The sequence below is a fragment of the Achromobacter sp. ACM04 genome (genome assembly GCF_014851465.1).
Taxonomy (GTDB): domain Bacteria; phylum Pseudomonadota; class Gammaproteobacteria; order Burkholderiales; family Burkholderiaceae_B; genus Achromobacter; species Achromobacter aegrifaciens.
The window spans coordinates 1,833,206-1,856,733 of sequence record NZ_JACUZS010000001.1 but is presented as its reverse complement, the minus strand read 5'-3'; the positions used below and the strand labels follow the sequence as shown (position 1 = coordinate 1,856,733).

Here is a 23,528-nt window from a genome sequence, read left to right as displayed (position 1 = left end):
GCTTTTACTTGGGCGGCAGCAGGAGGTTTTCCAGCGTGCGCCGATAAATGTTCTTCAACGGATCCAGCGAGGCCAATTCGATGCGTTCGTTGACCTTGTGGATCGTGGCGTTGCAGGGACCGAATTCGATGACTTGCGGGCAGATCTTGGCGATGAAGCGGCCATCGGACGTGCCGCCAGTGGTGGAGAGTTCTGCCGTCACGCCGGTTTCGTCGCGGATGGCCGAGACCAGCGCGTCCGTCAGCGAGCCGCGCGGCGTCAGGAAGGGCTCGCCGCCCAGCTCCCAGTCCAGCGTGTACTCCAGGCCATGGCGGTCCAGCACTTCATGTACTCGCGCCTGCAGGCTTTCCGGCGTGCTGGCGGTGGAGAAACGGAAGTTGAACAGCGCCACCGCCTCGCCCGGCACCACGTTGGTGGCGCCGGTGCCCGAGTTCAGGTTCGACACCTGGAACGTGGTGGGCGGAAAGTACTCGTTGCCCTGGTCCCATTCGATGCTGACGATGTCGGCCAGGGCCGGCGCCAGCTGGTGCACGGGGTTGCGCGCCAGGTGCGGGTAGGCCACATGGCCCTGGATGCCCTTGACCGTGAGCTTGCCCGACAGCGAGCCGCGGCGGCCGTTCTTGCAGGTGTCGCCCAGCACGTCGCCCGAAGTGGGCTCGCCGACGATGCAGTAGTCCATCTGTTCGCCGCGCGCCTTCAGCGCGTCGCAGACGATGGCGGTGCCGTCGATGGACGGGCCTTCTTCGTCAGAGGTGATCAGCAGGGCGATCGAGCCGCCATGCTGCGGGTGGGCCGCCACGAATTCCTCGGCCGCCACCACGAAGGCGGCGATCGAGCTTTTCATGTCGGCTGCCCCGCGGCCGTACAGGTAGCCATCGCGCTCGGTGGGAACGAAGGGATCGCTTTCCCACTTCTCGCGCGGACCCGGAGGCACCACGTCCGTGTGACCGGCGAACACGGTCAGCGGCGCCGCGTTGCCGCGGCGCGCCCACAGATTGGTGACACCGCCCTGTGCGATGGTCTCGCAGGCGAAGCCGATGCGCTCCAGGCGCGCGGCCAGCGTCGCCTGGCAGTCTTCATCGGCCGGCGTGACCGAAGGGCGGGCGATCAGGTCCTTGACCAGATCCAGTACAGCCGTCGTGCTCATTTAAGCCCTCAGCAGATCGTTGATGCTGGTCTTGGCGCGGGTCTGCGCGTCGACGCGCTTGACGATGACCGCGCAGGCCAGGCTGTGCGAACCGTCGGCCGAAGGCAGCGAACCCGGGACCACGACCGAACCCGAGGGCACGCGGCCGTACGTGATCTTGCCGGTGGCGCGGTCATAGATCTTGGTGCTTTGCGACAGGAACACGCCCATGGCCAGCACCGAGTTCTCTTCGACGATCACGCCTTCCACGACTTCGGAGCGGGCGCCGATGAAGCAGTTGTCTTCGATGATGGTCGGGTTGGCTTGCAGCGGTTCCAGCACGCCGCCGATGCCCACGCCGCCGGACAGGTGAACGTTCTTGCCGATCTGGGCGCAGGAGCCGACGGTGGCCCAGGTGTCGACCATGGTGCCTTCGTCGACGTAGGCGCCGATGTTCACGTAGGAGGGCATCAGCACCACGTTGCGGGCCAGGTAGGCGCCGCGGCGGGCAACGGCCGGCGGCACCACGCGGTAGCCGCCCTGCTTGAAGGCGTTGTCGCCGTATTCCGAGAACTTGAGCGGCACCTTGTCGTAGAACTGCAGCGGAGCCTGGCCCATGATGGCGTTGTCGTTCAGGCGGAACGACAGCAGCACGGCCTTCTTGATCCACTGATGCACGACCCAGTCGTCGTTGATTTTCTCGGCCACGCGCAGGCGGCCCAGGTCCAGGCCGTCGATGGTGCGCTCGACCGCTTCGCGCACTTCGGCGCTGGCGTCGGTGGGCGACAGGTTGGCCCGGTCGTCCCAGGCTTTTTCGATGGTGGTCTGCAGGTCGAGAGTCATAGCGGCTCAGCTTTTAAAGGTTGATCAAACGGAAGTATGCACAAAATGGGCGATGCGCTCGGCTGCCTGTACGCAGTCAGCCAAGGGCGCCACCAGAGCAATGCGGATGCGGCCCTGGCCGGGATTCACGCCATGCGCCTCGCGTGCCAGGAAACTGCCCGGCAGCACGGTAACACCAGTACGGCCAAAAAGGTCGCGCGCGAACGCCGTATCCGAACCGGGCGTGGCAGCCCACAGGTAGAACGAAGCCTGCGGCCGGGACACGTCCAGCACCTTCTGGAGGATGGGCACGACGGCGTCGAATTTTTCGCGGTACAGGCGCCGGTTGTCCTTCACGTGCGCCTCGTCCGTCCAGGCGGCGCTGCTGGCCGCCGACACGATGGGGCTCATGGCGCTGCCATGATACGTGCGATACAGCAGGAAGCGGCCGATCAGCGCGGCGTCGCCCGCCACGAAGCCCGAACGCAGGCCGGGCACGTTGGAACGCTTGGACAGGCTGGAGAACGCCACCAGGTTGCGGTAGGTGTCGCGGCCCAGGCGGCGCGCGGCCTGAAGGCCGCCCAGCGGCGGGTTGCCTTCGTCCAGGTAGATTTCCGAATAGCACTCGTCGGAGACGATCACGAAGCCGTGGCGGTCGGACAGTTCGAACAGCGTTTTCCATTCGTCCAGCGACATGACGTTGCCGGCCGGGTTGCCCGGCGAGCAGACGAACACCATGCGCGTCTTCTTCCAGATTTCGTCCGGCACCTGGTTCCAGTCGCTGGCGAAACTGCGCACCGGATCGGCGTTGACGAAGTAGGGCGTGGCGCCGGCCAGAAGCGCCGCGCCTTCGTAGATCTGGTAGAACGGATTGGGGCAGATCACCACCGAGCCTGCGGCCGGGTCGATGACGGTCTGCGTGAACGCGAACAGCGCCTCGCGCGAGCCCAGCGCCGGCAGCACCTGCGTTTCCGGATCCGGGGCAGGGATGCTGTAGCGCCGCGCCAGCCACTCCGAGATCGCCCGGCGCAGCGCCGGGTCGCCCTTGGTGGACGGGTACACGGACAGGCCCGCGAGGCTGTCGCGGATGGCCTGTTCGACGCGCGCGGGCGCGGCGTGTTTGGGCTCGCCGATCGACAGATTGATGGGCGTCAGACCGTCCGGCTGCTGGCTGGCCGAAGCCAGCAAAGCGCGCAGTTTTTCGAACGGATAGGGGTGTAGGGCATCGAGGCGCGGATTCATGACGCAAGATTTTAACAAGCAAGCTACAATAGCGGGCTTGGCCTATAGCGAAGGTGGCGAAATTGGTAGACGCACCAGGTTTAGGTCCTGACGCCGTAACAGGTGTAGGGGTTCGAGTCCCCTCCTTCGCACCAACCTTATTCAGGCACTGATCCGGCTTCATGCCACCAGTGTCCCGCAAGCCCCAAGGCATTGAATGCCTTGGGGCTTTTCCTTTGCCGGCGCGCCCTTGCGCTTAGGGATAACCTCCCGTGCCGAAAGCGCATTTTTGATATATCTTCGCGCTCTTCGGTGGAGGCTTGCCGCTGGCCGGCATCGCAACAGCCTCTCAAACAGCCCCGTACACAGCACGATAAGGAGAGCCTTCCATGGCGCTCAAGCACGCTGCATTTCTGGATGTCATCGATATACGCACCCCGCATCGCGAACACGGGGAGGCCGTCAGCGTCAGCCTGATGAAGACGGCGCATATGCAACTGCTGCAATTGGCGCTGCCCGCCGGCAAGGGCCTGCCGCAACATGCCGTGGCGGGCGAAATCACCATTCATTGCATCGCCGGAGAGGTGAGCTTGGCATTGCGCGATGGCGTGCGCCAGTTGCGCGAAAACCAGCTCGTCGCGTTGGCCGCGCACGAACCGCACGCGCTGCAGGCCGTGCGCGACGCGACCGTGCTGGTGACGGTGCTGCACGCCCCCGCCTAGTACTCCGATTCCTGACGCAGACGTGTTCCCTGAGAGGTGAGCCGTGCATGAGCTGTTGGCCGACTGGTGCGAAATCCTGAACCGCTTGCTGCGGGACGTGGCCGATGCGCACGCCACGGCGCAGGCGCGCGACAGCGCGCTGCGCCATGCCCACCGGCATTCCTGCCAGGCGCCGATCTGCTTCCGGATGTCCGGGACCACGGTCAGCCATCTGGCGGAAACGCTGGATTGCGCCATCCGCGCGTCCTGCGCCCGCCACGACAACTCCGCCTGGGTGCAGGCGCTGGACGTGGCGTACACCAAGTTCCTGCTGTATCTGATCCGCGACGTGGACCGGTGGTCCAGCGGCGGGCTGCACCAAGAGGCGGCGTAGGAGAGGTTTGGTACTTCATAATTTACTGGATAAATAAACAGTAATTTGGTTCAATCCCATCATGCCTCCGGCGCATGCACCTGCAAAAGCGCCATTTCCCACGATCAGGACGAACCATGAAATTCGGATACACCATCATCTACGTACCGGACGTCGCCGCATCGCTGTCCTTTTTTGAACAGGCATTCGGTTTCGCCAGGCGTTTTCTGCACGAGTCCCAGACTTACGGCGAACTGGACACCGGCGAAACCACGCTGTCGTTCGCGGCGCATGAACTGGCCGACGCCAATTTCGGCGGCGGCCATGTTGCGGCTTCGGCGTCGGCCGAGCCGTTGGGCATGGAAGTGGCTTTCGTGACGGACGACCTGGCCGCGGCGCACGCCCGCGCGCTTGCGGCGGGCGCCACGGAAATGAGCGCGCCTGTCTCCAAGCCGTGGGGGCAGGTCGTGTCCTATGTGCGTTGTCCGGACGGCACGCTGGTGGAGCTTTGCACTCCCATGCAGGGCTAGGCACGCCGCTCGTCGCCGCGGCCGAGACCAAGCGCTCGGAGACGCTGCCGCTGCGGCCCGCATCATCGGTGTCCGTGCGGCGTGCATCTTTCCGTCTAGCCGGTCCGGCCGATCCCCGAGTCCGCCCTACGCCGTTACCTTGGTTGCGGCAGGGGTGTCCGCGTCCGGCTGCGCTCAAGAATTGTCAAGAATTTACATTGCTTTGAAGTTGCCGTCGCCGCCCCGCGATACCGTGGCATTTTCGTTTTTCGGGAGTCGACATGTATCCGCTTTCCAAGCGTTGCGGCGCGGAGTTCTTTGGCACGTTCTGGCTGGTATTGGGGGGCTGCGGCGCCGCTGTGCTGGCCGCCGGTTTCCCGGAACTGGGCATCGGTTTCGCAGGCGTGGCGCTGGCCTTCGGCCTGACCGTGCTGACCATGGCGTTCGCGGTCGGCCATATTTCCGGCGGGCATTTCAACCCGGCCGTCACGGTGGGCCTGGTGGCGGGCGGCCGTTTTCCCGCCAAGGAAATCCTGCCTTACGTCATTGCCCAGGTCCTGGGCGCGATTGTGGCCGCTGCGGTGCTGGCCTGCATCGCCAGCGGCAAGCTGGGTTTCGATCTGAAGGGCAGCCATTTCGCGGCCAACGGCTACGGGGCCTATTCGCCGGGCAAGTACTCGATGGTGTCCGCCCTGGTGACGGAAGTCGTGCTGACCGCTGGCTTCATCTTCGTGATCCTGGGGGCGACCAGCAAGCGCGCGCCGGCCGGCTTCGCGGCGATTCCTATCGGACTGGCGCTGACGCTCATCCACCTGATCAGCATTCCGGTGACGAACACCTCGGTCAATCCGGCCCGTTCCACCGGCCCGGCGCTGTTCGTGGGCGGCTGGGCGTTGGAGCAGCTGTGGCTGTTCTGGGTCGCGCCCATCGTCGGGGCGATCGTCGGCGCCATCGCCTACCGGCTGGTCAGCGATCCCGCGCAGGAGCGTAGCTGAGCCAGGCGCTGCACCGGGCGATAATGGGGCCAAGTCTCTGATCCTGGTCCCATGAACGAATTTTCAATCGCCATCAATCTTGTGCTGGCCATGCTGCTTGGCGCCGCCATCGGCGCCGAGCGCCAATGGCGGCAGAACTATGCCGGCGTGGTCACGCATGCGCTGGTCTCGCTGGGCGCGGCCGCCTATACCGCCTTGCCGGCGCTGCTGGACGCCGGCAACGACATGCGCCTGGGCAGCCAGGTCGTGACCGGCATAGGCTTTCTGGGTGCGGGCCTGATCATGCGCGACGGCCTGACCATACGCGGCCTGAGCGCCGCGGCCACCATCTGGGCTACCGGCGCCGTAGGGGTACTTGCCGGCTATGGCTTCCAGGCCGAAGCCAGCGCGGTCACGGCGCTGATCCTGGTCACCAATGTGCTGCTGCGGCGCGGCGCCAGGCTGATGGACCGCTACGTGCCCGATGCGGAAACCGAAGAGCGTTACTACAACATCGCCTTGACCTGCGCCTCCACGGACGAAGCCATGGTGCGGGCGGAATTGCTGAACGCCCTGGGCAAGCACAGCCTGCGCCTGCGCGGCGTGGAAAGCCAGCAGCGCGACGGCGGCCGCTCCGAAGTGACTGCGGTGGTCTATTCCATGCGCCAGGAAGACGAGCGGGTGGAGCAACTGGTGGGCAGCCTCAGCCTGCTGCCGCAGACCTACTCGGCCAGGTGGACCTCCGACACCGGCAACGCCTGAAGCCGGCCCGAATCAGGACGCCGTAAGTCCGATCTCAATACGCTTGCACACCCATTCCAAGAAGATGAGCGTATTCCGTGACGACAACGATTCCTCCTGCCGGGCCCGCCGGCGTGGTGCACTATGACCGCGTCAGCATCGCGTTTCACTGGCTGACGGCGGCGCTGGTGGTGGGCCTGTTCGCGCTGGCCGAAATCTGGGAATTCCTGCCGCGCGGCACGCCCACGCGGCGCCTGCTGCAGCACCTGCATATTTCGTTCGGCCTGCTGTTTGCCGCCGTGTTCGTGTTGCGCGCCATCTGGCGCGTGAGCGCGGGCAGGCGCCTGCCGCCGGCCGCCACGGGCTGGCTGCGCACGGCTAGTACGGGCGTACACGGATTGCTGTACCTGTTGATGGCGGCGCAGATCGTGCTGGGCTTTCTGTTCCGCTGGGCGCAGGGTGAGCCGTTCGCCTTCTTCGGCCTGTTCGACGTGCCCACGCTGATCGCCATCGACCACGAGCAGCGCCGCTTCATCGGCGGACTGCACAACACCGTGGCCTGGTGCATCATCGTGCTGGCGCTGCTCCATGCCCTGGCCGGCTTGTTCCACCACTATGTCCTGCGTGATGGCGTGCTGCGCCGCATGCTCTCCAGCCGCTGAGAAGCGCGCGGCAAGGGCGGGACGTGAAAGCCGGGCCGGGCAGGTTGTACATTACGCACTATCACTGCCTTACTTCCACAGGATGTACCCATCATGACCGCCCCTGAAGTGTTTATCTCCTCCTCGATCAGCTGCGCGAACGATCGCCCCTTCGTGCTGTTCGGCGGCATCAACGTGCTGGAATCCAAGGAACTGGCGCTGCGCGCCTGCGAGGAATACCAGCGCGTCACCCGCAAGCTGGGCATCCCGTATGTGTTCAAGGCTTCCTTCGACAAGGCCAACCGCTCGTCCATCCATTCCTATCGCGGCCCGGGCCTGGAAGAGGGCATGAAGATCTTCGAGGCGGTCAAGAAGGAATTCGGCGTGCCCGTCATTACCGACGTGCACGAACCCTGGCAGGCCGCGACCGTGGCCGAGGTCGTCGACATCCTGCAACTGCCGGCCTTCCTGGCGCGGCAAACGGACCTGGTGGTGGCGTTGGCCAAGACGCAGCGCATCATCAACATCAAGAAGCCGCAGTTCCTCAGCCCGACCCAGATGCTGAACATCGTCGAGAAGTTCACCGAGGCCGGCAACGACAAGCTCATCCTATGCGACCGCGGTACCTGCTTCGGCTATGACAATCTGGTTGTAGACATGCTAGGGTTTGGCGTGATGAAGAAAGTGTCCGGCAACCGGCCGCTCATTTTCGACGTCACGCATGCCTTGCAGCAGCGCTCGGCGCTGGATGCGGCATCGGGCGGCCGCCGCGAGCAGGTGGCCGAACTGGCGCGCGCGGGCATGGCCGTGGGGTTGGCCGGCCTGTTCCTGGAAGCTCACCCCGATCCCAAGAACGCGAAGTGCGACGGTCCCAGCGCCTTGCCGCTGGACAAGCTGGAGCCCTTCCTGACCCAGTTGAAGATGCTGGACGACCTGGTGAAGTCCTTTGCCCCTATCGACATCGAACCCTGAATCCCGCGGTCATAACGGCTGCGCAAAGTTGTTATACGATCCGGGCCAAACATTGGGGAGGCCTGGATGTCTTTGTATGTGATCGTCGCCGTTCGAAAAGAGCCCGTCAGCGGGCACGTGGCCTATGTGCGCTGGGGCCAGGCAGAACGCGGCGTCCCCGGCTGGGTCACCGAGCCGGTGACGGCGGCGGCATCCGAGGTCATCGAGGCCATCAAGGACGGCGTGGAAGTCGAAACCGCCATCAGCCAGGACGGCATGAGCGTGGCGTTGCGGCCGGTGCGCGTGCTGGTGGATGACGACGGACGCGAACACCTCGCGTCCGCGCCGGTTCCCAGCTCGACCTTGTACACGCTCTTCGACCTGCCCGAATTTTGATGCGGACAGCCCGGCAGGCGCCTAGCGCCGGCCCTGCGCGAAATTGAGCAGGGCGTCTCCGGCCATCCGGTAGCGCACCCATTCATCCTGCGGCAGCGCGCCGATCGACTTGTAGAAATCGATGGCGGGCGTGTTCCAGTCCAGCACGCTCCATTCCAGGCGGCCGCAGCCATTGGCCACCGCCTCTTGCGCCAGATGGCGCAACAGATCGCGGCCCGCGCCGATGCCGCGCTGCTCCGGCGTGACGTACAGGTCTTCCAGATAGATGCCGTTCTTGCCCAGCCAGGTCGAGTAGCTGTAGAAGTAGACGGCGTAGCCGATGGGTTTGCCGTCCAGTAGGCACATCAGGGCCTTGGCCGGCGCGTTCTCGGCGAACAGGGTGCGCTCGACGTCCGCGGGGCTGGCGATCACTTCATGGGCGGCGCGTTCGTACACGGCCAGCTCGGTGATGAAGGCATGGATCTGGGCCGCGTCCGAGGCGACGGCGGGGCGAATTTCGATAGTCACGGGTACTTCCTGCTGCTGCTTTTGGGGGCCTTATCCTACCCGTGAATCGGGCGGCGCGCATTTTTGGCCAGCGCGTCCATTCCGGGAATACCCTTACTTGCGCGCTGACCCTGCGGGCGCGATTCTTGAAAGCGTTCTGCCCTCGAGTCCAATGCGTACAACAGGGGACATCTCCCATGCCTGAATCTGGGTCCGCCGTTGCCAGCACGCCTGCCGCAAGCCGTAAAAGGCGTCGCCTGTCCTGGATCTGGCTGGTGCCTCTCATCGCAGCCGTGGGCGGACTGGCGCTGGTCGTACGCGTCTGGATGGAAGCCGGCCCCACCGCCACCATCAGCTTCCAGACCGCCGAAGGGCTGGAGGCCGGCAAGACCCAGGTCCGTTACAAGGAAGTCGTTGTCGGCGTGGTCGAACGCGTGGCCTTGAACTCGGACCGTTCCGGTATCGTCGCGACCGTGCGCATCAACAAGGACGCCGGCAGCCTGCTGCAGGAAGGGACGATGTTCTGGGTGGTCCGGCCCAGGCTGACCCTGAGCGGCGTATCGGGCCTGAGCACCCTGTTCTCCGGCGCCTACATAGGCGTGGACCCGTCCGACCAGTTCCGCCAGGAAACCGAAACTCGCGCCACCAAGTACAGCTTCGTCGGCCTGGAGACGCCGCCCGAGGTGCAGCAGGACCGCGCCGGCAAGCGCTTCACCCTCAAAGCCCACGACCTGGGTTCGCTGGACATAGGTTCACCCGTCTACTTCCGCCGCATCGCGGTGGGCGAGGTGGTCGCCTACCATCTGGACAGCAGCGGGGAAGGCGTCAACGTGCAGGTTTTCATCGACGCGCCCAATGACGACTTCGTCAACAGCGCCACGCGCTTCTGGAATGCCAGCGGCGTGGATTTCAGCGTTGATGCGCGCGGCCTGCAGGTGCGCTCGCAGTCGCTGCTGTCCGTGATCGTGGGGGGCGTTGCGTTCGACACCGTCGAGCAGCATGCGCATGTGGCGGCCAAGGCCGATGCCGAGTTCACCATCTTCTCGTCTGAAGGCGCGGCCCGCGCACAACCCGATGGCACGCCGCTGCACATCCGCATGCGCTTTGACCAGTCGGTCCGGGGGCTGGTGGTCGGCGCGCCCATCGACGCGTATGGCGCGTCCATCGGCCAGGTGGACTCGATCCGTCTGGAGTTCGATCCGGCGATCAAGCAGTTCTATGCGCTGGTCGGAGCCACCGTCTACCCCGAACGCCTGGGCGCGCAGACGGTCGAGGAAATCAAGGAATACTCGGGTTCGACGCTGCAGCATCCCAGCGGCAAGCTGCTGGCCGCTTTGATCCAGCAGGGCCTGCGCGCGCAACTGCGTATCGGCAATCTGCTGACCGGGCAGCTATATGTCGCCTTGGCGGTGTTCCCCGACGCCAAGCCGGTGACGTTCAAGATGGAAGAGGATCCCTTCATTCCTACCGTGCCGAACAACCTGGATCAGTTGCAGCAGCAGATCAACAGTCTCCTCACCAAGCTGGACAGGGTGCCGTTCGAAGGCCTGGGCGCCGATCTGGGCCAATTGCTGCGCGCCACTTCCAGCCTGATGAAGCGGCTCGATACCCGCCTGGCGCCCGAGGCGCAAGCCATGCTGCGCCAGGCCAGCAAGTCCTTGGCTGCCGTGGGCGGGGTGTTGAATCCGGACGCCGGCCTGCCGGTCAATGCCAATGCAGTCTTGCAGGAACTGTCGCGGGCGGCCCGGTCGCTGCGGGAACTGTCGGACTATCTGCAAGCGCATCCGGAGTCGTTGCTGCGCGGCCGCGCTCCCGATGCCCAGTATCAGCGCCAGCCGGCGCGCTAGGCTAGGCCGCGAGCCACTGCGCGATCTGGCGGGCGCTGGTTTGCGCATCCGTGCCTGAAGTGTCCAGCACCAGGTCGCTGAACGGACGCGTGGCATAGCCTTCGCGGTACATCTGCGCGACGCGCTCCCGCTCCCAATCGGTCAATACCCGTCCGCCTCTGTCCGATTGCGCGGCCGCAAGCGTGGGGGCCAGGGTCACTACGCGCAAGCACGCGCCGCGTTGCCGGCACGCAGCCAGGATTTGCTCGTAGCTATCCTGCTCCAAAGGGTAGGCGATGACCAGATAACGCTCCTGCGCCTCGGCGATCAGCCTGGTGAGGCGGGCCAGCGCCAGCGCCCATTGCTCGGTGTATGGCAGATGGCTGGGGGCGTCGTGATCGTCGCCGTCGATGAAGCGTGCAGCGGGCAGCAGGCCGGCCAGCGCTGCGCCGACCGTGGATTTACCGCTGTTGATCGGGCCGTTGAGATGGATGACGGTGGTGTCGGGCGTTGAGATGGCTGTTCCTTTCAGTGCAGGCGGGCGCGCGAGGCGTCCGCGCCGGCCGAATCAGAACAGGCATTGTCGCAAAGCGAACTTGCGGCCGAAAGCCCGCACTTCGTCGCCGTCCACGGACGCCGCCAGGTCCCAGCGGTCGCCGCGCGTCACCAGGAAGGACCGGCCGGTCGCGGCATGCCGCAAGGCGAATTGCCAGAAGGCTGCCTCGGAGCCTACCGGTTCGAGGTCGTGCGGCCCGATCAGCAGCCGGCTGGGGCGGGGCGTTGCGCCCAGAGTCCAGCGCAGGGCGATACCCAGGAACGCGAAACGCGCCGAGAACGACGACGGCTGGACGGTCAGCACGCGGATTCTGTTGATCATGGCCAGGACCCCTTGCAGATAGCGTCCAGCGTAGCAAAAGCGGCCCGGGCCATCCATACCGCCTTTGGCGGAAATTGGCGGGCCCGGCTGGCTGCTATTGCTGGATGGCGTCCTGCGCATGGCTGCGCGTGATGCGCCCGAGCAGCAGCAGGGCGCCGGCCGGCGCCAGCGCGAATGCAGCAAACAGCCATTGCGCCGCATGCTGTGCGCCCGCGACGCCCCCGGGATCCGCCAGGCCTGCGCTATTGGTGATGACGCCGGCCAGCGCCGCCGTCAATGCCGTCGCGTAAAGCTGCACCGTCGTGATGGACGAAGATGTCAAGGTTTCTTCGCCGGCAGGCGCCGCGGTGAATATGCGCGTCAGCAGGTGCGGCCAGCTCAGGCCGATGCCGAAGCCCACGCCGGCCAGCGCCAGCACATAGAGCGCCAGCCCCGGGTAGGACTGCAGTTGCGCCGTGCGCGGCGTCATATAGGCCAGGGCGGCCAGCGCGGCCAGGATCACCATGGGACTCAGGCGCACCAGGAAATTCGCCGCCGGGCCGCTGCGGGTGGCGCTGGGCATGGCGGCCAAGGTCCAGCCCGCCGCCATGGCCGCCGTCATGTAGCCGGCCGCCAGCGGTGTCATGCCATGGATGACCTGCAGGAAATACGGCACGAAGATTTCGGTGGTGATAGCCGCTACCACCAGGCACATCACCGCGTACAGCGCGCCCAGCGGCGTGGCTATCGAGTAGGCGCCGGTCGGCAGCAGCCGCTTTGCGGCGCGCTGGTCCACCGCCGCGATCAGCGCGGCGATCGCCAGTCCGGCGGCGATGCCCGCCAGATTCCAGCGCAGGTCCGTCGACAGGCTGGCCAGCGTGATCGCCAGCACACTGGCCACCAGCAGGCCCAGCGTGGTCACGGGCAGCGGGCTTGGCCGCGAGGCCGGAACCGATTCCTTGCCGCCTACCTTGAGGGCCACGATCGCCGCCAGGGCGGCGGCCACGGGCAACAAGGCCCAGAACGCCAGCCGCCAGTGCCCGGTCTGGGCGAAGACGCCGCCGATGGCGGGGCCGCACAGGGTAGCGACGCCCCACATGCCGGACACCAGGGCCATTGCGCGCGACCAGAGCGGCGCCTCGAATACCAGGCGGATCAGGGCATAGCTGAGCGCAAACAGGATGCCGCCACCCAAGCCCTGGATGCTGCGTCCGGCCAGCAGCGCCGGCATGCTCGGCGCCAGCGCGCACACCACGGAACCTGCGGTGAACACCGCGACGGCGAGCAGGTAGGCCGCGCGCGGCCCCAGCGTTTCGATCAGTCTGGCCGACAGCGCCGACCCGACGATGGAGGTCACGACGAACAGTGTGGTGTTCCAGGCGTAATACTCCAAGCCGCCGATGTCCTTGATGACGCTGGGCAGGATGGTGGTGACGATGTAGACGTTGATGGCGTGCAGCGCCACCCCGCCCGCCAGCGCGATCGAGCGCAGGGCATTTGTCCCGTGCAGCAGATCTGCCCAGGACGCGCTTGAAACATGGGTTGTGCCGGTGCTCACGCGGTCTTCCGCCTTCGAGAAAAATTATTTAAACAAGATGTTTATTGGATAATACGCATGCCGGCGTGCAACAGCAAACGCTGTGTACGAGCGCTGCAGTCCTCGCCGCGGCGGCGGTCAGCGCTTGAGCAAGCCGCGCAACAGCAGGTCCAGCGCCTGCAAGGCCTGCGCCAGACGCGGGCCGTCCTCGGCGTCCTGCGCGATCCAGAAGGCACTTTCGACCAGGCTGCCGTTGATCAGCCGCGCCAGCGCCTGCGGCGCGGCGGCTTCGATCAGGTCCTGATCCATCATCGTCTGCAACAGCGCGGCGAGGGAAGCAATGCAGTGTTGCTGCGAGCCGTCCGCCGCCCCGCCCAGCACCGCCCGTGCATCTTGCAGCACGATGCGCCGGATCTCGGTTTCGGCCGCCATCTGCAGATACGCGCGGCAGCGTCCCTGCAAGGCGGACCAGGCATCGGGCGCCTGCGCTGCGATGGCCGCCAGGCGCTGGTCCATTTCGCCGTCGATCTGTTCGACCACGGCGGCGAGCAGGCCCTTCTTGTCGCCGAAGTGGTGGTACAGGGCGCCCCGGGTCAACCCCGCCGCCGCCGTGAAGTCGTCCATGGACGTGGCCGCATAGCCGACATCGCGGAAGGCTTGCCGGGCCGTGGCCAACAGTTTCGCGCGGGTGGCTTCGATCATCTCGGCGCGGGAACGCGTCATGCTCTCTCCATGCACATACGATACGTATGTAAATTGACATACGCATCGTATGTGAATACGATGCCGCTGTCCATGGCAATCAAAGGTTTCCGGTGTCGAATCCGTATCGCGAGTTGTTCCAGGCGCCCGGCGCACTGGGTTTTGTCCTGGCCGGCGCCATCGCCCGCCTGCCTTTGCCCATGATTGGCATCGGCATCATCACCATGCTGTCCGAGGTGCGCGGGTCCTACGCGTTGGCGGGCGCCGTCGCCGCCACGTTTGCGCTGGCCACGGCCTTGCTGGCGCCGCGGATTTCCCGCCTGGTGGACCGCCATGGCCAGGGCAGGGTGCTGCCGGTAGCCGCGGGCCTGTGCGTCGCGGGGCTGGTTGGCCTGGCGGCCTGCGTGCAATGGAATGCGCCCGAGTGGACCCTGTTTGTCTTCGCCGCGCTGGCTGGCGCCTTGCCCAGCATGCCGGCGATGATACGCGCGCGCTGGACCGAGATATTCAGGGACCAGCCGCAGTTGCGCACCGCCTACGCGCTGGAGTCCGTGGCCGACGAGCTGAGCTTCATCGTCGGTCCGCCGCTGGCCGTCGGGCTGAGCGCGCTGTTCTTTCCTCAGGCTGGCCCCTTGTTCGCGGCGCTACTGCTCGCGGTGGGCGTCACGGCCTTCGTGCTGCAGCGGGCCACGGCGCCTGCCGTGCGGTTTACGCAGGAAGGGCGTCAGGCGTCGGTGTTGCGCATGCCGCCGATGCGGTCCCTGCTGGCGATGATGGCCGCCATGGGCGTCATCGTCGGCACCATCGACGTCCTGAGCGTCGCCTTTGCCCGGCAGCAGGGCATGCCGGCCGGCGCCAGCCTGGTGCTGTCGGCCTATGCCCTGGGTTCCTGCGTGGCCGGCCTGGTGTTCGGCGTACTGAAGTTCCAGATGCCGCTGGCCCGCCTGCTGGTGGTCGCGGCGGCGGTCACGGCGTTCACCACGGTTCCGCTGCTGCTGGTGAACGATCTGCTGACCCTGGTGCTGGGCGTGCTGCTGGCCGGCCTGTCGTTCGCGCCGACCATGATCATCGCGATGGCGCTGGTGGAAAGCAGCGTGCCTGGCCATCGCCTGACGGAAGGCCTGACGTGGCTGGTGACTGGCCTGGGTGCGGGCGTCGCGGCGGGCGCGGCGCTGGCGGGCTGGGTGGTCGACCACTACGGCGTGGGCGCGGGATTCTGGACGGCGGTAGGGGCGGGCGCCATCGTGCTGCTGGCCGCCATGCCGGTGGGACGCAGTCCCGTGGCCGGTCGCGCCGGCGCCTGACCAGGCCGGCCGATAGAATGGGGAGTCCGGCGCCCTCACCAGGCGCGCCGCAAGGAGAACCGCATGTCCAGAACAGTCGTCAATCCCGACACCGTGTTCAACACCGTCCAGTATGGATTCAGCCAGGCCGTCATCGTCACGGGGCAGCGCCGCATGCTGCTGTCCGGCCAGGTTGGCGTCGACATCAACGAGCGTACGGCGGGGCCGGGCCTGCAGGAGCAGACCGAAGCCGCGCTGGACAATGTCGAGCGCGTGCTGGCTGCGGCCGGCGGCACTTTGGCGCAGGTGATCATGCTGCGCATCTACATCTGCGAAACGGCCAGGGAGGATCAGGAAGTCATTGCGCAGGCGCTGCGCGACCGCTTCAAGAAAGATCCTCCGCCCTCATCGTGGATCATCGTCAGCGGCCTGTCGCTGCCGGAATGGCTGATCGAGATCGAGGCCGAGGCCATGCTCGACTAGGCGCGCCAGGGCGCCGTTGCAAAGGCGGCGCGCAGATGCGCCAGAAAGCCGGCCGTGCGCGCGGGCAGTTCCTGGCGCGATTTCACCAGGGCCACCACGTCGGCCGACGGCAAGGTCCAGCCGGGCAGCAGCGGCACCAGCGCGCGCGCCTGCAGATGCGTGGCCACATCCCATTCCGAGCGCACGATGATGCCGTGCCCGGCCAGGGCCCACTCCACGGCGGTTTCCCCGGCATTGCTGGACAGCACCGGCGCCACGCGCACCCCCACGGCCGGGCCGCGTCCATGCTTGAAGCGCCACAAGGTCACGTCTTCATCGTTCTCGCGCAGCGCGATGCAGTCGTGCCCGCGCAGGTCCTCGGGCTTGGCAGGAGCGCCGTGGCGCGCCAGGTAGGAGGGCGCCGCGCACAGGATCCGGCGATTGGGCGCCAGCGGGTACGCGACCAATGTCGAATCGCGCAGCTCGCCGATGTGAACCATCACATCCCAGTCATCGGAAGCCAGCCGCGGCGGCCCGTCGGATAGCGTCAGGCTGGCGGTCACGTCCGCGCTTTGGCTGCGGAACTCGGCGACCAACCCAGCGATGTAGCGCTGCCCGAATCCTAGCGGCGCGACCACGCGCAGATGGCCTGCCACCACGCCCCTGCGGCCTGCCAGTTCGTCGGCCAGGTCGCCCAGTTCGCCGCAGATCTGTTCCGCCCGCAGCGCCAGCAGCCTGCCTTCGTCGGTCAGCGCGGTGCCGCGTCCCGAACGGTTGACCAGCCTGACCCCCAGCCGTTTTTCCAGCGTATGCAGTCTTTGGGTGACTGCGGGCGGCGTGACATCCAGCGCGCGCGCCGCTTCGGCCAGCGAGCGGGTGGCGGCCAGGCTAAGGAAGAAACGCAGGTCTTCGGTCGTAATCATGCAGGCATGGATTAATGGATGATTAAGTCTAGATTAAACACGCGGAACCGCCGCCGCGCCATACTTCAGCCATTCCCCGATACGCCATGCCGAGAACGCCATGAACCAGAACGCCACGCCTTCCTCCCTCGAGACCCTGGATACCCCGTGCCTGCTGCTCGACGAGACGCGCATGATGCGCAACATCGATCGTCTGAATGCGCTGATGGCCGGGCACGGGGTGCAACTGCGTCCGCACCTGAAGACGCCCAAATCGATAGATGTCGCGCGCCGGCTCATGTCTACACCCCAGGGGCCGGCCGCCGTGTCCACGCTGCAGGAGGCCGAACAGTTCGCGGCTGCCGGCGTCACCGACCTGCTGTACGCCGTGGGCGTGTCGCCAGCAAAGCTGGACCGCGTGCTGGCGCTGCGCCGCCGCGGCGTGGATCTCACCGTGGTGGTGGACAGCCTCGAAGCGGCGCGCGCCGTCGCCCAGCGGGGGAGGGATGCTGGCGACGCCATCCCGGCACTGATCGAGATCGACTGCGACGGCCATCGCGCCGGGGTGCAGCCGGGTAATACGGCACAGTTGCTGGCGATTGCGCGCGTCCTGCATGAGGACGGCGCGTGCCTGCGCGGCGTCATGACGCACGCCGGCGAGTCGTACGGCTGCGATAGCGTCGACGCCATTGCCGACATGGCCGAGCAGGAGCGCGTGGCGGCCGTGAGTTGCGCCGAGGCGATCCGCCAGGCTGGCCTGCCATGTCCCGTGGTCAGCGTGGGATCCACCCCCACCGCGCATTTCGCCCGCAAGCTCGATGGCGTGACCGAAGTGCGCGCGGGCGTATATGTATTCTTCGATCTGGTGATGGCCGGGCTGGGCGTGTGTACGGTCGACGACATCGCCGCCACGGTGTTGACGACCGTGATCGGCCATCAGCCGGACAAGGGCTGGATCCTGGTGGATGCCGGATGGATGGCCATGTCGCGCGACCGGGGCACGGCCAAGCAGCGGGTGGACCAACTGTACGGCCTGGTGTGCGACGCCAGCGGTACGGTCTACCCCGACTTGCTGCTGGCCGAGACCAACCAGGAGCAGGGCATCATCAAGGTGCGTCCTGGCAGCGGCGCGGCCTTGCCCGAGCTGCCGCTGGGGGCGAAGCTGCGCATCGTGCCCAATCACGCCTGCGCCACCTGCGCGCAGCATGATGCCTACGAGGTCGTGCGTCCGGATTCGTCCGGGGTGGTGGCGCATTGGGAACGCTTTCGCGGCTGGTAAGCCGCCTTTCACGAGGAGGCATGCATGGATCTCATCCATACGAATCGGGCCACGCCGCCCGCGGGCCATTATTCGCAGGCGGTCCGCGCCAACGGTTTCATATTCGTTTCGGGGCAATTGGGCTTCCTGCCGCCCGCTGCGCCGGGCGCGCGACCAGCGCTGGCCGATGGCGCCGCGGCCCAGACCCGGGAAGCGCTGCGCAGTGTTCGCGCCATACTCGAAGCGGCCGGCGCGTCGCTTGCCGCGGTCGCCAGCGTGACCGTGTACATCCCGGACGTGGCGCTTTGGGACGAGGTCAACCAAGTCTACGAGGAGTGCTTCGGCGCTCACCGGCCCGCGCGGGCCATTGTGCCCACCCGCGAGCTGCACTACGGCGCCCAGGTGGAGATCAGCGTGGTCGCCGTCGCCTAGCCCGCGGCGGACCGCGCAGGCGGACGCCTATAATGCCTGCGCCTCAATACCTTCGGGGAGACCGTCCGCATGCAGTACGAATACCTGTTCTGGTCCATGGCCGCTATGGTGGCGGCGGCGCTGGCAGGCGGCTCGCTATGCGGGCGCCTGGGCTCCGTCAAGCGGGTGCTGCTGGGGGTTGTCGCGCTGGCCGCGGCGGTGGGCGTGGCGGTGTTCCTGCTGTCCCGCCACGGCGGCTTCAGCGAACTGTCGGCGATGCTGTCGATCGCCGCCTTCATGTTCAGCCTGGTGATCGGCGCCGCCGCATCGCTGCTCACGCGGCGCATACTCTTGCGCCGCTGAGCGCTTCGCGCCTTATTCTTCGGCGTCGAAATCTTCGTCGTCTTCGTCTTCTTCATCCTGTTCCAGGGCGTCGTAGCCCTTCCAGGTGATGCGCCAGCGCGTCGCGCCCGCAGTGGCCGCCGTCTCGCTGATCTGCTTGACCAGACCCGCGTCTTCCAGCAGGTCGAGGTGATGCGCAATCAGTTGCAGGCCTTGCTCTTCGGGATGCGGCGCCAGGGCCACGTTCTTGATGTCGTGCGTGCTCAGGTTGGGGCCGGGGGCGTCGCGCAGGGCGCCCAGGATAGTGACGACCAGGTCGAAATCGCGTTGCATGTTGTCCACCATTCATTGGGGGTAAAAGACAGGCCGACGATAGCAGAGATCCATTGCCGCGACGCGACAGGGGCCGCAGCCGGGTTACAGTCCAGGGTTCTCGATAACCGATACATGCAGATTCCATGAAGAAACCCGCAGAGCGCGATTGCCTCGCGCTGATCCCCGGCTACACGGGCCAGGCCGCCAAGCTCTTTCTCACGCGCAGCGAGGACGGCCGCATCGAAGGCGTGACCGTGTTCGATCTGCTTGGCCATATCAAGCTGCAGGGCGATGCGGATGCGGCGGCGGCGTGGGTCGGCGACTGGCTGGCCCAGGAGGCCGGTAACCGCAAGGCCCGCCGTACGCAGCTCCTGGCCCAGATGTTCGTCTGCAAGCTTGCCGGCGAGGAGAAGGACCGCTTCCTGGCGGCGCAGAAGCCGCTGGTCCGGGTTCTGGCCGATGCCGGGGTGCGGACCCGTCCCGTTGCCGCCACCTCCGGCGCCGCGCGGCAGTCGCTTGGTCCTACTGTCAAGAAGCATTAGCCCAAGGCTGTTATAGTCGCGCCTGGGCGTGCGAGTGCACCTGCAAGGTGCGTGCCCAGGCGGGCAGCGCCCGCAAGTCAAGGAAGAGTGATCATGGAAATAGTAAGTCGGCAGGTTGCCGACGTAGCGGGCGGCGTCGAGCTGCACACCACGCTGGATGGCGAGAGCATCAGCGTCTACGTCCTGGAAGGCGTGGCGGATCTCAATGCGATCGCAGACATCGTGCCGCGTGAAAAAGTCGAAGCAGGGGCTGACATACACGCCTCTAGTGTCGACAATGTTGATAATGCGCAAGAACAGATCGACCAAGTCCTGGAGAATATGAATCCCGGCGACGTGGCGGTTTTCCTTTGCTCGGGTCCCGATGCTTTCGGCGCGGCGCTCGATCTGTTGGGTTTACCTATCGACGAGTAAGCCTGGCGGCAAACCAAAGTGCTAGCCCGAACGGCGTATGAAGAAATCCTCGTACGCGGGCAGGCGGCATTTATATAAGCCTAGATTGTTTTTTTATGATGCGTGGGTGTAAACACCTATGCAGGACTTCTTATTGCCTATGAAAATGTGTGGAATCCGCGTGCAGTTTCTCTTTGTTGCATTATTGGCACGCATTTTTTAGGATTATGTTGACTTGTGAGGGGAACCTAACGATAGTGTCGGCACACGATCACAAGCGTTGCGATTTTCGTTCAGTGCCGTGCCTTTTCCGGCTCAGCGTTATTGTTCTACTGTCCCCTCCTTGATTGATTCGTGACCTCCGGGCATTTGCCCATTATCTCTAGGAAATACAGTATGGAAACCGGCGTCGTTAAGTGGTTCAACTCGGAAAAGGGCTATGGCTTCATCACTCCGGAAGCGGGTGGTAAGGATCTGTTCGCTCACTTCTCCGAAATTCAGGGCTCGGGCTTCAAGTCTCTGGAAGAGAACCAGCGCGTCAGCTTTGTGACGGCCAACGGCCCCAAGGGCCCGCAAGCTACGAAGATCCAGGTCCTGTAAGGGTCTGAGTTTTCGATAGAAGCCCCCTCGTGGGGCTTTTTTGTTTTCTGCCGCAGCGTTCCTAAACATGGAAAGTATCGCTGCGCTTGTAATCTCAGGGTAATCCCTAGAGTGCGTTATTCAGGTTTCCAAGTCACACCCGATTCATTCATTCGGTGTATGGATCCTAATATGGTGCGCGTCTCTGTTATTGTCGGCCTTGCTTTCGACTTCAGGATATGCGCGCTCATGACTTCTACCCCCGCCACGCAAATCGTTCCGCAGCCCCACGAGGTGGTGGCGTTCTGGCGCGATGCCGGCCCGCAACAGTGGTTCAACAAGAGCGCGGACTTCGACGCAGCCTTCCGCGCCCGTTTCGAGGCTGCCCACATGGCTGCGGCCGCGCGCCAGTTGGATGCGTGGCTGGACGACGCCACCGGCGCCTTGGCCCTGATGGTCCTGTTGGACCAGTTTCCGCGCAACGCCTACCGGGGGACGGCGCACATGTTCGCCACGGACCCTTTGGCCCAGTACTTCGCCGACCGGGCCATCGCGGCCGGCCATGATCTGGGGGTGGACCCGCAACTGCGTCAGTTTTTCTACCTGCCCTTCGAGCACGCGGAGAACCTCGCCGCGCAAAACCGCGCCGTGGCCTTGATGGAACCATTGGACGCCGACTCGCTGCGCTGGGCGGTCCTGCATCGCGACATCATCAAGCGCTTCGGGCGCTTTCCCCATCGCAATGCCGCGTTGGGCCGGCAAACTACGCAGGCGGAGCAGGAGTTTCTCGATTCCGGCGGGTTTGCGGGGTAGGCGCACCGCGCGCGGCACGTGGGTCCAGGCGCCTTTCCGGCAGCAGGTATCCGCATGTGTCTACGCGTGCCAAGTTGAAAATTCCTGGCCTGCCTGGCGGTGTCAAACCCGCGCCGGCCTTGCCTCTCCGCTGCTTTGGCGGTGCTCCTGAATTTGCGGATGTTTGACGTTTTTCGGGGTTCGCCAATACACTGGGTTCAGCGAGATTTTCAAGCGACGCGGTCTGCGTTTCACTTGTCGCCGTCAGTGGTACTGCGGTTGCTTCCTCTCCCATCCTTGATGATCTGGCGCCCCGCGAGCAATCGCTTTTTCTAGGTTCAAGGACACTCCATGGCAACCGGCATCGTTAAGTGGTTCAACGCCGAAAAGGGTTATGGTTTCATCATGCCCGATGATGGCAGCAAGGATCTTTTCGCTCACTACTCGGAAATCCGCAGCGAAGGCTACAAGTCGCTGCAGGAAAACCAGCGCGTCACCTTTGAGGTCGGTACCGGCCCCAAGGGTCCCAGCGCAAAGAACATCAAGGTAGCGGCCTGACCTTCGCAGGGCAGCGCCCCGGGCCGGCCCGGCGCTCCGCCCAGAAAAAAGCCCCCGCACGCAATGTGCGGGGGCTTTTTTTGTTGCCGGGCGGGCGCGCCTCTGGGGCGCTTGCCGGCGTCAGTGCTTCGCGTGGTTCGCCGGTGGCGTGGCCAGCTTGTCCACCAGCGCAATTCCCAGCGCCGACAGGATGAAGAGGGCGTGGATGATGGTCTGCCACATCACGCCGGCCTCGGAGAAGCGCGCGTTGGGCGTGCCCAGCGTGCCGGCCTCGATGAAGGTGCGCAGCAGGTGGATCGAGGAGATGCCGATGATGGCCATGGCCAGCTTGACCTTGAGCACGCTGGCGTTCACGTGGCTGAGCCATTCCGGCTGGTCCGGGTGGCCTTGCAGGCGCAGGCGGGACACGAAGGTTTCGTAGCCGCCCACGATCACCATGACCAGCAGGTTCGAGATCATCACCACGTCGATTAGGCCCAGCACGATCAGCATGATCTCCATTTCGCCGAAGCTGCTGGCGTGCGTCACCAGGTGCCAGAGCTCTTTCAGGAACAGCATGACGTAGACGCCTTGCGCGACGATCAATCCCAGGTACAGGGGCAGTTGCAGCCAGCGCGAGCTGAAGATCAGGCTGGGCAGCAGGCCCAGGCGGGGAGGGGTGTTGGAGATCATTTGGGTGCGAGCCCTATGGTGTATGCGAAAAAATGGCGGGCGCAATTCTATCAACGCCGCGTTGCCGCAGATATCAGTTTCTTTGAGAGGCCCTGATCCAAGGGAATACCCGCTAGCACGATTGCGCAAATCCTGTTCGGGTTTTATGTAAGGAAAACTGGCATTTGCGAAACTGTGTGGCGAAACGCTTGGTGCGCATTGGTCGTATATAGAATTGCGGCCTCGTTCGCATAGAGCCAGTAAAGAGGAGTTTGTTCCCATGAAGATCCGCTACACCGTCGCCGCCCTGGGCGTTGCGCTCGCCCCTTTCTCCGCCTCCCAGGCTTTGGACATCGGCGGCCTGGTCGGCGCCGGCAGCAAGGTCGTTCAAGCTGCCACGCTGAGCGATGCCGAGATCAAGACCCTGTCGGACAAGGCTTGCGCGCAGAGCGATTCCCAGGAAAAGATCGCCGCTCCCGGCAGCAAGTACGACGCCCGTCTGCAGAAGATCGCCAAGCAACTGGGCGGCACGGTCAACGGCCAGAAGGCCAGCTACAAGGTCTACATCACCAAGGATGTCAACGCCTGGGCCATGGCCAACGGCTGCATCCGCGTCTACAGCGGCCTGATGGACATGATGACCGACGATGAGGTGATGGGCGTGGTGGGCCACGAAATCGGCCACGTCGCGCTGGGCCACAGCAAGAAGGCGATGCAGACCGCCTACACCGTTTCCGCCGCGCGCGATGCCGCCAATGCGGCAGGCGGCGCCACCGTGGCCGCGCTCAGCTCGTCGCAACTGGGCGACCTGACCGAGAAGTTCATCAACGCGCAGTTCTCGCAGTCGCAGGAAAGCGCCGCCGACGATTACTCGTTCGACCAGCTGCAGGCCAAGGGCTTGAACACCCGCGGCCTGGTGACCGCGTTCCAGAAGCTGGCTGAGCTGGACGGCGGCAAGAGCGACATGATGAGCTCGCATCCGTCCTCGGCCAAGCGCGCGCAGCACATCGAAGAGCGCATCGCCAAGGCCAAATAAGGCTTTCTGGCTGACGTATATTCTCCCGTCCCGGGTGGAAAACGGGGCGCGAGTATCCGGACTTATCCGGGTGCTCGCGCCCCTTTGCGTCAGGGGACCGGAAGTTTCCGGTAAAATGCCCCGTTTATCCGCCCGTCATCTC

At 65.2% G+C, this 23,528-nt stretch carries 31 protein-coding genes and 1 tRNA gene; 21 read left to right on the top strand and 11 right to left on the bottom strand.

Features of this window, described 5'->3' with window-relative positions:
* Positions 1–4 precede the first annotated feature (4 nt).
* From dapE to dapC, 3 genes are read right to left on the bottom strand one after another with little or no spacing between them, the layout of a single operon-like run.
* Positions 5–1,147: a succinyl-diaminopimelate desuccinylase gene (gene dapE, locus IB259_RS08670; protein WP_175213693.1), complete on the bottom strand. Its 1,143-nt coding sequence runs from the start codon at positions 1,145–1,147 to the stop codon at positions 5–7.
* On the bottom strand, positions 1,148–1,969 hold the full coding sequence (dapD, locus tag IB259_RS08665) for a 2,3,4,5-tetrahydropyridine-2,6-dicarboxylate N-succinyltransferase (RefSeq protein ID WP_013394697.1): 822 nt from the start codon (positions 1,967–1,969) through the stop codon (positions 1,148–1,150).
* 24 nt (positions 1,970–1,993) lie between these two features.
* On the bottom strand, positions 1,994–3,190 hold the full coding sequence (gene dapC, locus IB259_RS08660; RefSeq protein ID WP_192328536.1) for a succinyldiaminopimelate transaminase: 1,197 nt from the start codon (positions 3,188–3,190) through the stop codon (positions 1,994–1,996).
* A 47-nt stretch (positions 3,191–3,237) separates the two neighbouring features.
* On the opposite strand from dapC, the gene IB259_RS08655 reads away from it, so the two are divergent.
* The 9 genes from IB259_RS08655 (at position 3,238) to IB259_RS08615 (ending at position 8,455) form a co-directional block, all read left to right on the top strand.
* Positions 3,238–3,324, top strand: a tRNA-Leu gene (locus tag IB259_RS08655).
* Positions 3,325–3,558: 234 nt separating this feature from the next.
* Positions 3,559–3,891 (top strand): hypothetical protein, encoded by a 333-nt coding sequence (locus IB259_RS08650; protein WP_054456045.1) that lies wholly within the window; start codon positions 3,559–3,561, stop codon positions 3,889–3,891.
* Between the two features lie 43 nt (positions 3,892–3,934).
* Positions 3,935–4,264 (top strand): hypothetical protein, encoded by a 330-nt coding sequence (locus tag IB259_RS08645; RefSeq protein ID WP_054456047.1) that lies wholly within the window; start codon positions 3,935–3,937, stop codon positions 4,262–4,264.
* 116 nt (positions 4,265–4,380) lie between these two features.
* On the top strand, positions 4,381–4,773 hold the full coding sequence (locus IB259_RS08640) for a VOC family protein (protein WP_125470718.1): 393 nt from the start codon (positions 4,381–4,383) through the stop codon (positions 4,771–4,773).
* Positions 4,774–5,033: 260 nt separating this feature from the next.
* On the top strand, positions 5,034–5,747 hold the full coding sequence (gene aqpZ, locus IB259_RS08635; protein WP_054456051.1) for an aquaporin Z: 714 nt from the start codon (positions 5,034–5,036) through the stop codon (positions 5,745–5,747).
* 51 nt (positions 5,748–5,798) lie between these two features.
* Positions 5,799–6,488 (top strand): MgtC/SapB family protein, encoded by a 690-nt coding sequence (locus IB259_RS08630; RefSeq protein WP_054456053.1) that lies wholly within the window; start codon positions 5,799–5,801, stop codon positions 6,486–6,488.
* Between the two features lie 77 nt (positions 6,489–6,565).
* Entirely contained in the window at positions 6,566–7,129 is a 564-nt protein-coding gene (locus IB259_RS08625; RefSeq protein ID WP_175181419.1) for a cytochrome b, read from the top strand.
* Positions 7,130–7,222: 93 nt separating this feature from the next.
* The gene (gene kdsA, locus IB259_RS08620) at positions 7,223–8,080 is read left to right on the top strand and encodes a 3-deoxy-8-phosphooctulonate synthase (RefSeq protein WP_054456057.1); all 858 of its coding nucleotides are present in this window, start codon (positions 7,223–7,225) and stop codon (positions 8,078–8,080) included.
* A 66-nt stretch (positions 8,081–8,146) separates the two neighbouring features.
* Complete coding sequence (locus IB259_RS08615) at positions 8,147–8,455, top strand: hypothetical protein (protein WP_054456059.1); 309 nt, start codon at positions 8,147–8,149, stop codon at positions 8,453–8,455.
* Between the two features lie 21 nt (positions 8,456–8,476).
* Here IB259_RS08615 and IB259_RS08610 read toward each other — a convergent pair whose 3' ends face one another.
* Positions 8,477–8,962, bottom strand: coding sequence for a GNAT family N-acetyltransferase (locus tag IB259_RS08610; protein ID WP_054456062.1), 486 nt, complete (start codon positions 8,960–8,962; stop codon positions 8,477–8,479).
* A gap of 176 nt (positions 8,963–9,138) precedes the next feature.
* Here IB259_RS08610 and IB259_RS08605 point away from each other — a divergent pair, with 176 nt between their 5' ends.
* Positions 9,139–10,788, top strand: a complete 1,650-nt coding sequence (locus IB259_RS08605; protein ID WP_192328535.1) for an intermembrane transport protein PqiB — start codon at positions 9,139–9,141, stop codon at positions 10,786–10,788.
* A gap of 1 nt (position 10,789) precedes the next feature.
* On the opposite strand, the gene IB259_RS30965 is transcribed toward IB259_RS08605, so the two are convergent.
* The 4 genes from IB259_RS30965 to IB259_RS08585 form a co-directional block, all read right to left on the bottom strand.
* On the bottom strand, positions 10,790–10,996 hold the full coding sequence (locus IB259_RS30965) for a hypothetical protein (RefSeq protein ID WP_225590306.1): 207 nt from the start codon (positions 10,994–10,996) through the stop codon (positions 10,790–10,792).
* Between the two features lie 339 nt (positions 10,997–11,335).
* Positions 11,336–11,644 carry a hypothetical protein gene (locus IB259_RS08595; RefSeq protein WP_059373681.1) on the bottom strand — a complete coding sequence of 103 codons (309 nt, stop codon included), beginning with the start codon at positions 11,642–11,644 and terminating at the stop codon, positions 11,336–11,338.
* A 94-nt stretch (positions 11,645–11,738) separates the two neighbouring features.
* Positions 11,739–13,181 carry an MFS transporter gene (locus IB259_RS08590; RefSeq protein ID WP_119449346.1) on the bottom strand — a complete coding sequence of 481 codons (1,443 nt, stop codon included), beginning with the start codon at positions 13,179–13,181 and terminating at the stop codon, positions 11,739–11,741.
* Between the two features lie 117 nt (positions 13,182–13,298).
* Positions 13,299–13,883 carry a TetR/AcrR family transcriptional regulator gene (locus IB259_RS08585; protein ID WP_175181416.1) on the bottom strand — a complete coding sequence of 195 codons (585 nt, stop codon included), beginning with the start codon at positions 13,881–13,883 and terminating at the stop codon, positions 13,299–13,301.
* A gap of 92 nt (positions 13,884–13,975) precedes the next feature.
* Between IB259_RS08585 and IB259_RS08580 the strand changes: the two genes are divergently transcribed.
* A complete protein-coding gene (locus IB259_RS08580) occupies positions 13,976–15,166 on the top strand; it encodes an MFS transporter (protein ID WP_175181415.1) in 1,191 nt (396 codons plus the stop codon).
* Between the two features lie 63 nt (positions 15,167–15,229).
* Positions 15,230–15,628: a RidA family protein gene (locus IB259_RS08575; RefSeq protein WP_054456073.1), complete on the top strand. Its 399-nt coding sequence runs from the start codon at positions 15,230–15,232 to the stop codon at positions 15,626–15,628.
* Here the strand turns inward: IB259_RS08575 and IB259_RS08570 are convergent.
* Positions 15,625–16,530, bottom strand: coding sequence for a LysR family transcriptional regulator (locus tag IB259_RS08570; protein ID WP_054456075.1), 906 nt, complete (start codon positions 16,528–16,530; stop codon positions 15,625–15,627). The two genes, IB259_RS08575 and IB259_RS08570, sit on opposite strands and share 4 nt — an antisense overlap.
* A 100-nt stretch (positions 16,531–16,630) precedes the next feature.
* Here IB259_RS08570 and IB259_RS08565 point away from each other — a divergent pair, with 100 nt between their 5' ends.
* The 3 genes from IB259_RS08565 (at position 16,631) to IB259_RS08555 (ending at position 18,541) form a co-directional block, all read left to right on the top strand.
* On the top strand, positions 16,631–17,788 hold the full coding sequence (locus IB259_RS08565) for a DSD1 family PLP-dependent enzyme (protein ID WP_054456077.1): 1,158 nt from the start codon (positions 16,631–16,633) through the stop codon (positions 17,786–17,788).
* 24 nt (positions 17,789–17,812) lie between these two features.
* Positions 17,813–18,199, top strand: a complete 387-nt coding sequence (locus IB259_RS08560; RefSeq protein WP_054456078.1) for a RidA family protein — start codon at positions 17,813–17,815, stop codon at positions 18,197–18,199.
* A 69-nt stretch (positions 18,200–18,268) separates the two neighbouring features.
* Positions 18,269–18,541, top strand: coding sequence for a hypothetical protein (locus IB259_RS08555; protein ID WP_054456080.1), 273 nt, complete (start codon positions 18,269–18,271; stop codon positions 18,539–18,541).
* 12 nt (positions 18,542–18,553) lie between these two features.
* Here IB259_RS08555 and IB259_RS08550 read toward each other — a convergent pair whose 3' ends face one another.
* A complete protein-coding gene (locus IB259_RS08550) occupies positions 18,554–18,853 on the bottom strand; it encodes a DUF2513 domain-containing protein (protein ID WP_054456477.1) in 300 nt (99 codons plus the stop codon).
* Positions 18,854–18,978: 125 nt separating this feature from the next.
* Here IB259_RS08550 and IB259_RS08545 point away from each other — a divergent pair, with 125 nt between their 5' ends.
* From IB259_RS08545 to IB259_RS08525, 5 genes are all read left to right on the top strand, one after another.
* Entirely contained in the window at positions 18,979–19,377 is a 399-nt protein-coding gene (locus tag IB259_RS08545) for a hypothetical protein (RefSeq protein WP_192328534.1), read from the top strand.
* A 93-nt stretch (positions 19,378–19,470) separates the two neighbouring features.
* Complete coding sequence (locus IB259_RS08540; protein WP_054456085.1) at positions 19,471–19,791, top strand: hypothetical protein; 321 nt, start codon at positions 19,471–19,473, stop codon at positions 19,789–19,791.
* Positions 19,792–20,166: 375 nt separating this feature from the next.
* Positions 20,167–20,370: a cold-shock protein gene (locus IB259_RS08535; protein WP_006220190.1), complete on the top strand. Its 204-nt coding sequence runs from the start codon at positions 20,167–20,169 to the stop codon at positions 20,368–20,370.
* A gap of 228 nt (positions 20,371–20,598) precedes the next feature.
* Entirely contained in the window at positions 20,599–21,162 is a 564-nt protein-coding gene (locus IB259_RS08530; protein WP_054456086.1) for a DUF924 family protein, read from the top strand.
* Positions 21,163–21,492: 330 nt separating this feature from the next.
* Positions 21,493–21,699 carry a cold-shock protein gene (locus IB259_RS08525; RefSeq protein ID WP_006225311.1) on the top strand — a complete coding sequence of 69 codons (207 nt, stop codon included), beginning with the start codon at positions 21,493–21,495 and terminating at the stop codon, positions 21,697–21,699.
* Positions 21,700–21,819: 120 nt separating this feature from the next.
* Here the strand turns inward: IB259_RS08525 and IB259_RS08520 are convergent, their stop codons facing one another.
* Positions 21,820–22,371 (bottom strand): TIGR00645 family protein, encoded by a 552-nt coding sequence (locus IB259_RS08520; protein ID WP_054456088.1) that lies wholly within the window; start codon positions 22,369–22,371, stop codon positions 21,820–21,822.
* 259 nt (positions 22,372–22,630) lie between these two features.
* Here IB259_RS08520 and IB259_RS08515 point away from each other — a divergent pair, with 259 nt between their 5' ends.
* Positions 22,631–23,386, top strand: a complete 756-nt coding sequence (locus IB259_RS08515; protein ID WP_054456090.1) for a M48 family metalloprotease — start codon at positions 22,631–22,633, stop codon at positions 23,384–23,386.
* Positions 23,387–23,528 lie beyond the last annotated feature (142 nt).

Coding starts and splice junctions, on each gene's coding strand:
- dapE (WP_175213693.1), bottom strand. CDS start 1,147: ATGAGCACGACGGCTGTACTGGATCTGGTCAAGGACCTGATCGCCCGC.
- dapD (WP_013394697.1), bottom strand. CDS start 1,969: ATGACTCTCGACCTGCAGACCACCATCGAAAAAGCCTGGGACGACCGG.
- dapC (WP_192328536.1), bottom strand. CDS start 3,190: ATGAATCCGCGCCTCGATGCCCTACACCCCTATCCGTTCGAAAAACTG.
- IB259_RS08650 (WP_054456045.1), top strand. CDS start 3,559: ATGGCGCTCAAGCACGCTGCATTTCTGGATGTCATCGATATACGCACC.
- IB259_RS08640 (WP_125470718.1), top strand. CDS start 4,381: ATGAAATTCGGATACACCATCATCTACGTACCGGACGTCGCCGCATCG.
- aqpZ (WP_054456051.1), top strand. CDS start 5,034: ATGTATCCGCTTTCCAAGCGTTGCGGCGCGGAGTTCTTTGGCACGTTC.
- IB259_RS08630 (WP_054456053.1), top strand. CDS start 5,799: ATGAACGAATTTTCAATCGCCATCAATCTTGTGCTGGCCATGCTGCTT.
- kdsA (WP_054456057.1), top strand. CDS start 7,223: ATGACCGCCCCTGAAGTGTTTATCTCCTCCTCGATCAGCTGCGCGAAC.
- IB259_RS08615 (WP_054456059.1), top strand. CDS start 8,147: ATGTCTTTGTATGTGATCGTCGCCGTTCGAAAAGAGCCCGTCAGCGGG.
- IB259_RS08605 (WP_192328535.1), top strand. CDS start 9,139: ATGCCTGAATCTGGGTCCGCCGTTGCCAGCACGCCTGCCGCAAGCCGT.
- IB259_RS08595 (WP_059373681.1), bottom strand. CDS start 11,644: ATGATCAACAGAATCCGCGTGCTGACCGTCCAGCCGTCGTCGTTCTCG.
- IB259_RS08585 (WP_175181416.1), bottom strand. CDS start 13,883: ATGACGCGTTCCCGCGCCGAGATGATCGAAGCCACCCGCGCGAAACTG.
- IB259_RS08575 (WP_054456073.1), top strand. CDS start 15,230: ATGTCCAGAACAGTCGTCAATCCCGACACCGTGTTCAACACCGTCCAG.
- IB259_RS08570 (WP_054456075.1), bottom strand. CDS start 16,530: ATGATTACGACCGAAGACCTGCGTTTCTTCCTTAGCCTGGCCGCCACC.
- IB259_RS08565 (WP_054456077.1), top strand. CDS start 16,631: ATGAACCAGAACGCCACGCCTTCCTCCCTCGAGACCCTGGATACCCCG.
- IB259_RS08560 (WP_054456078.1), top strand. CDS start 17,813: ATGGATCTCATCCATACGAATCGGGCCACGCCGCCCGCGGGCCATTAT.
- IB259_RS08555 (WP_054456080.1), top strand. CDS start 18,269: ATGCAGTACGAATACCTGTTCTGGTCCATGGCCGCTATGGTGGCGGCG.
- IB259_RS08550 (WP_054456477.1), bottom strand. CDS start 18,853: ATGCAACGCGATTTCGACCTGGTCGTCACTATCCTGGGCGCCCTGCGC.
- IB259_RS08545 (WP_192328534.1), top strand. CDS start 18,979: ATGAAGAAACCCGCAGAGCGCGATTGCCTCGCGCTGATCCCCGGCTAC.
- IB259_RS08540 (WP_054456085.1), top strand. CDS start 19,471: ATGGAAATAGTAAGTCGGCAGGTTGCCGACGTAGCGGGCGGCGTCGAG.
- IB259_RS08535 (WP_006220190.1), top strand. CDS start 20,167: ATGGAAACCGGCGTCGTTAAGTGGTTCAACTCGGAAAAGGGCTATGGC.
- IB259_RS08530 (WP_054456086.1), top strand. CDS start 20,599: ATGACTTCTACCCCCGCCACGCAAATCGTTCCGCAGCCCCACGAGGTG.
- IB259_RS08525 (WP_006225311.1), top strand. CDS start 21,493: ATGGCAACCGGCATCGTTAAGTGGTTCAACGCCGAAAAGGGTTATGGT.
- IB259_RS08520 (WP_054456088.1), bottom strand. CDS start 22,371: ATGATCTCCAACACCCCTCCCCGCCTGGGCCTGCTGCCCAGCCTGATC.
- IB259_RS08515 (WP_054456090.1), top strand. CDS start 22,631: ATGAAGATCCGCTACACCGTCGCCGCCCTGGGCGTTGCGCTCGCCCCT.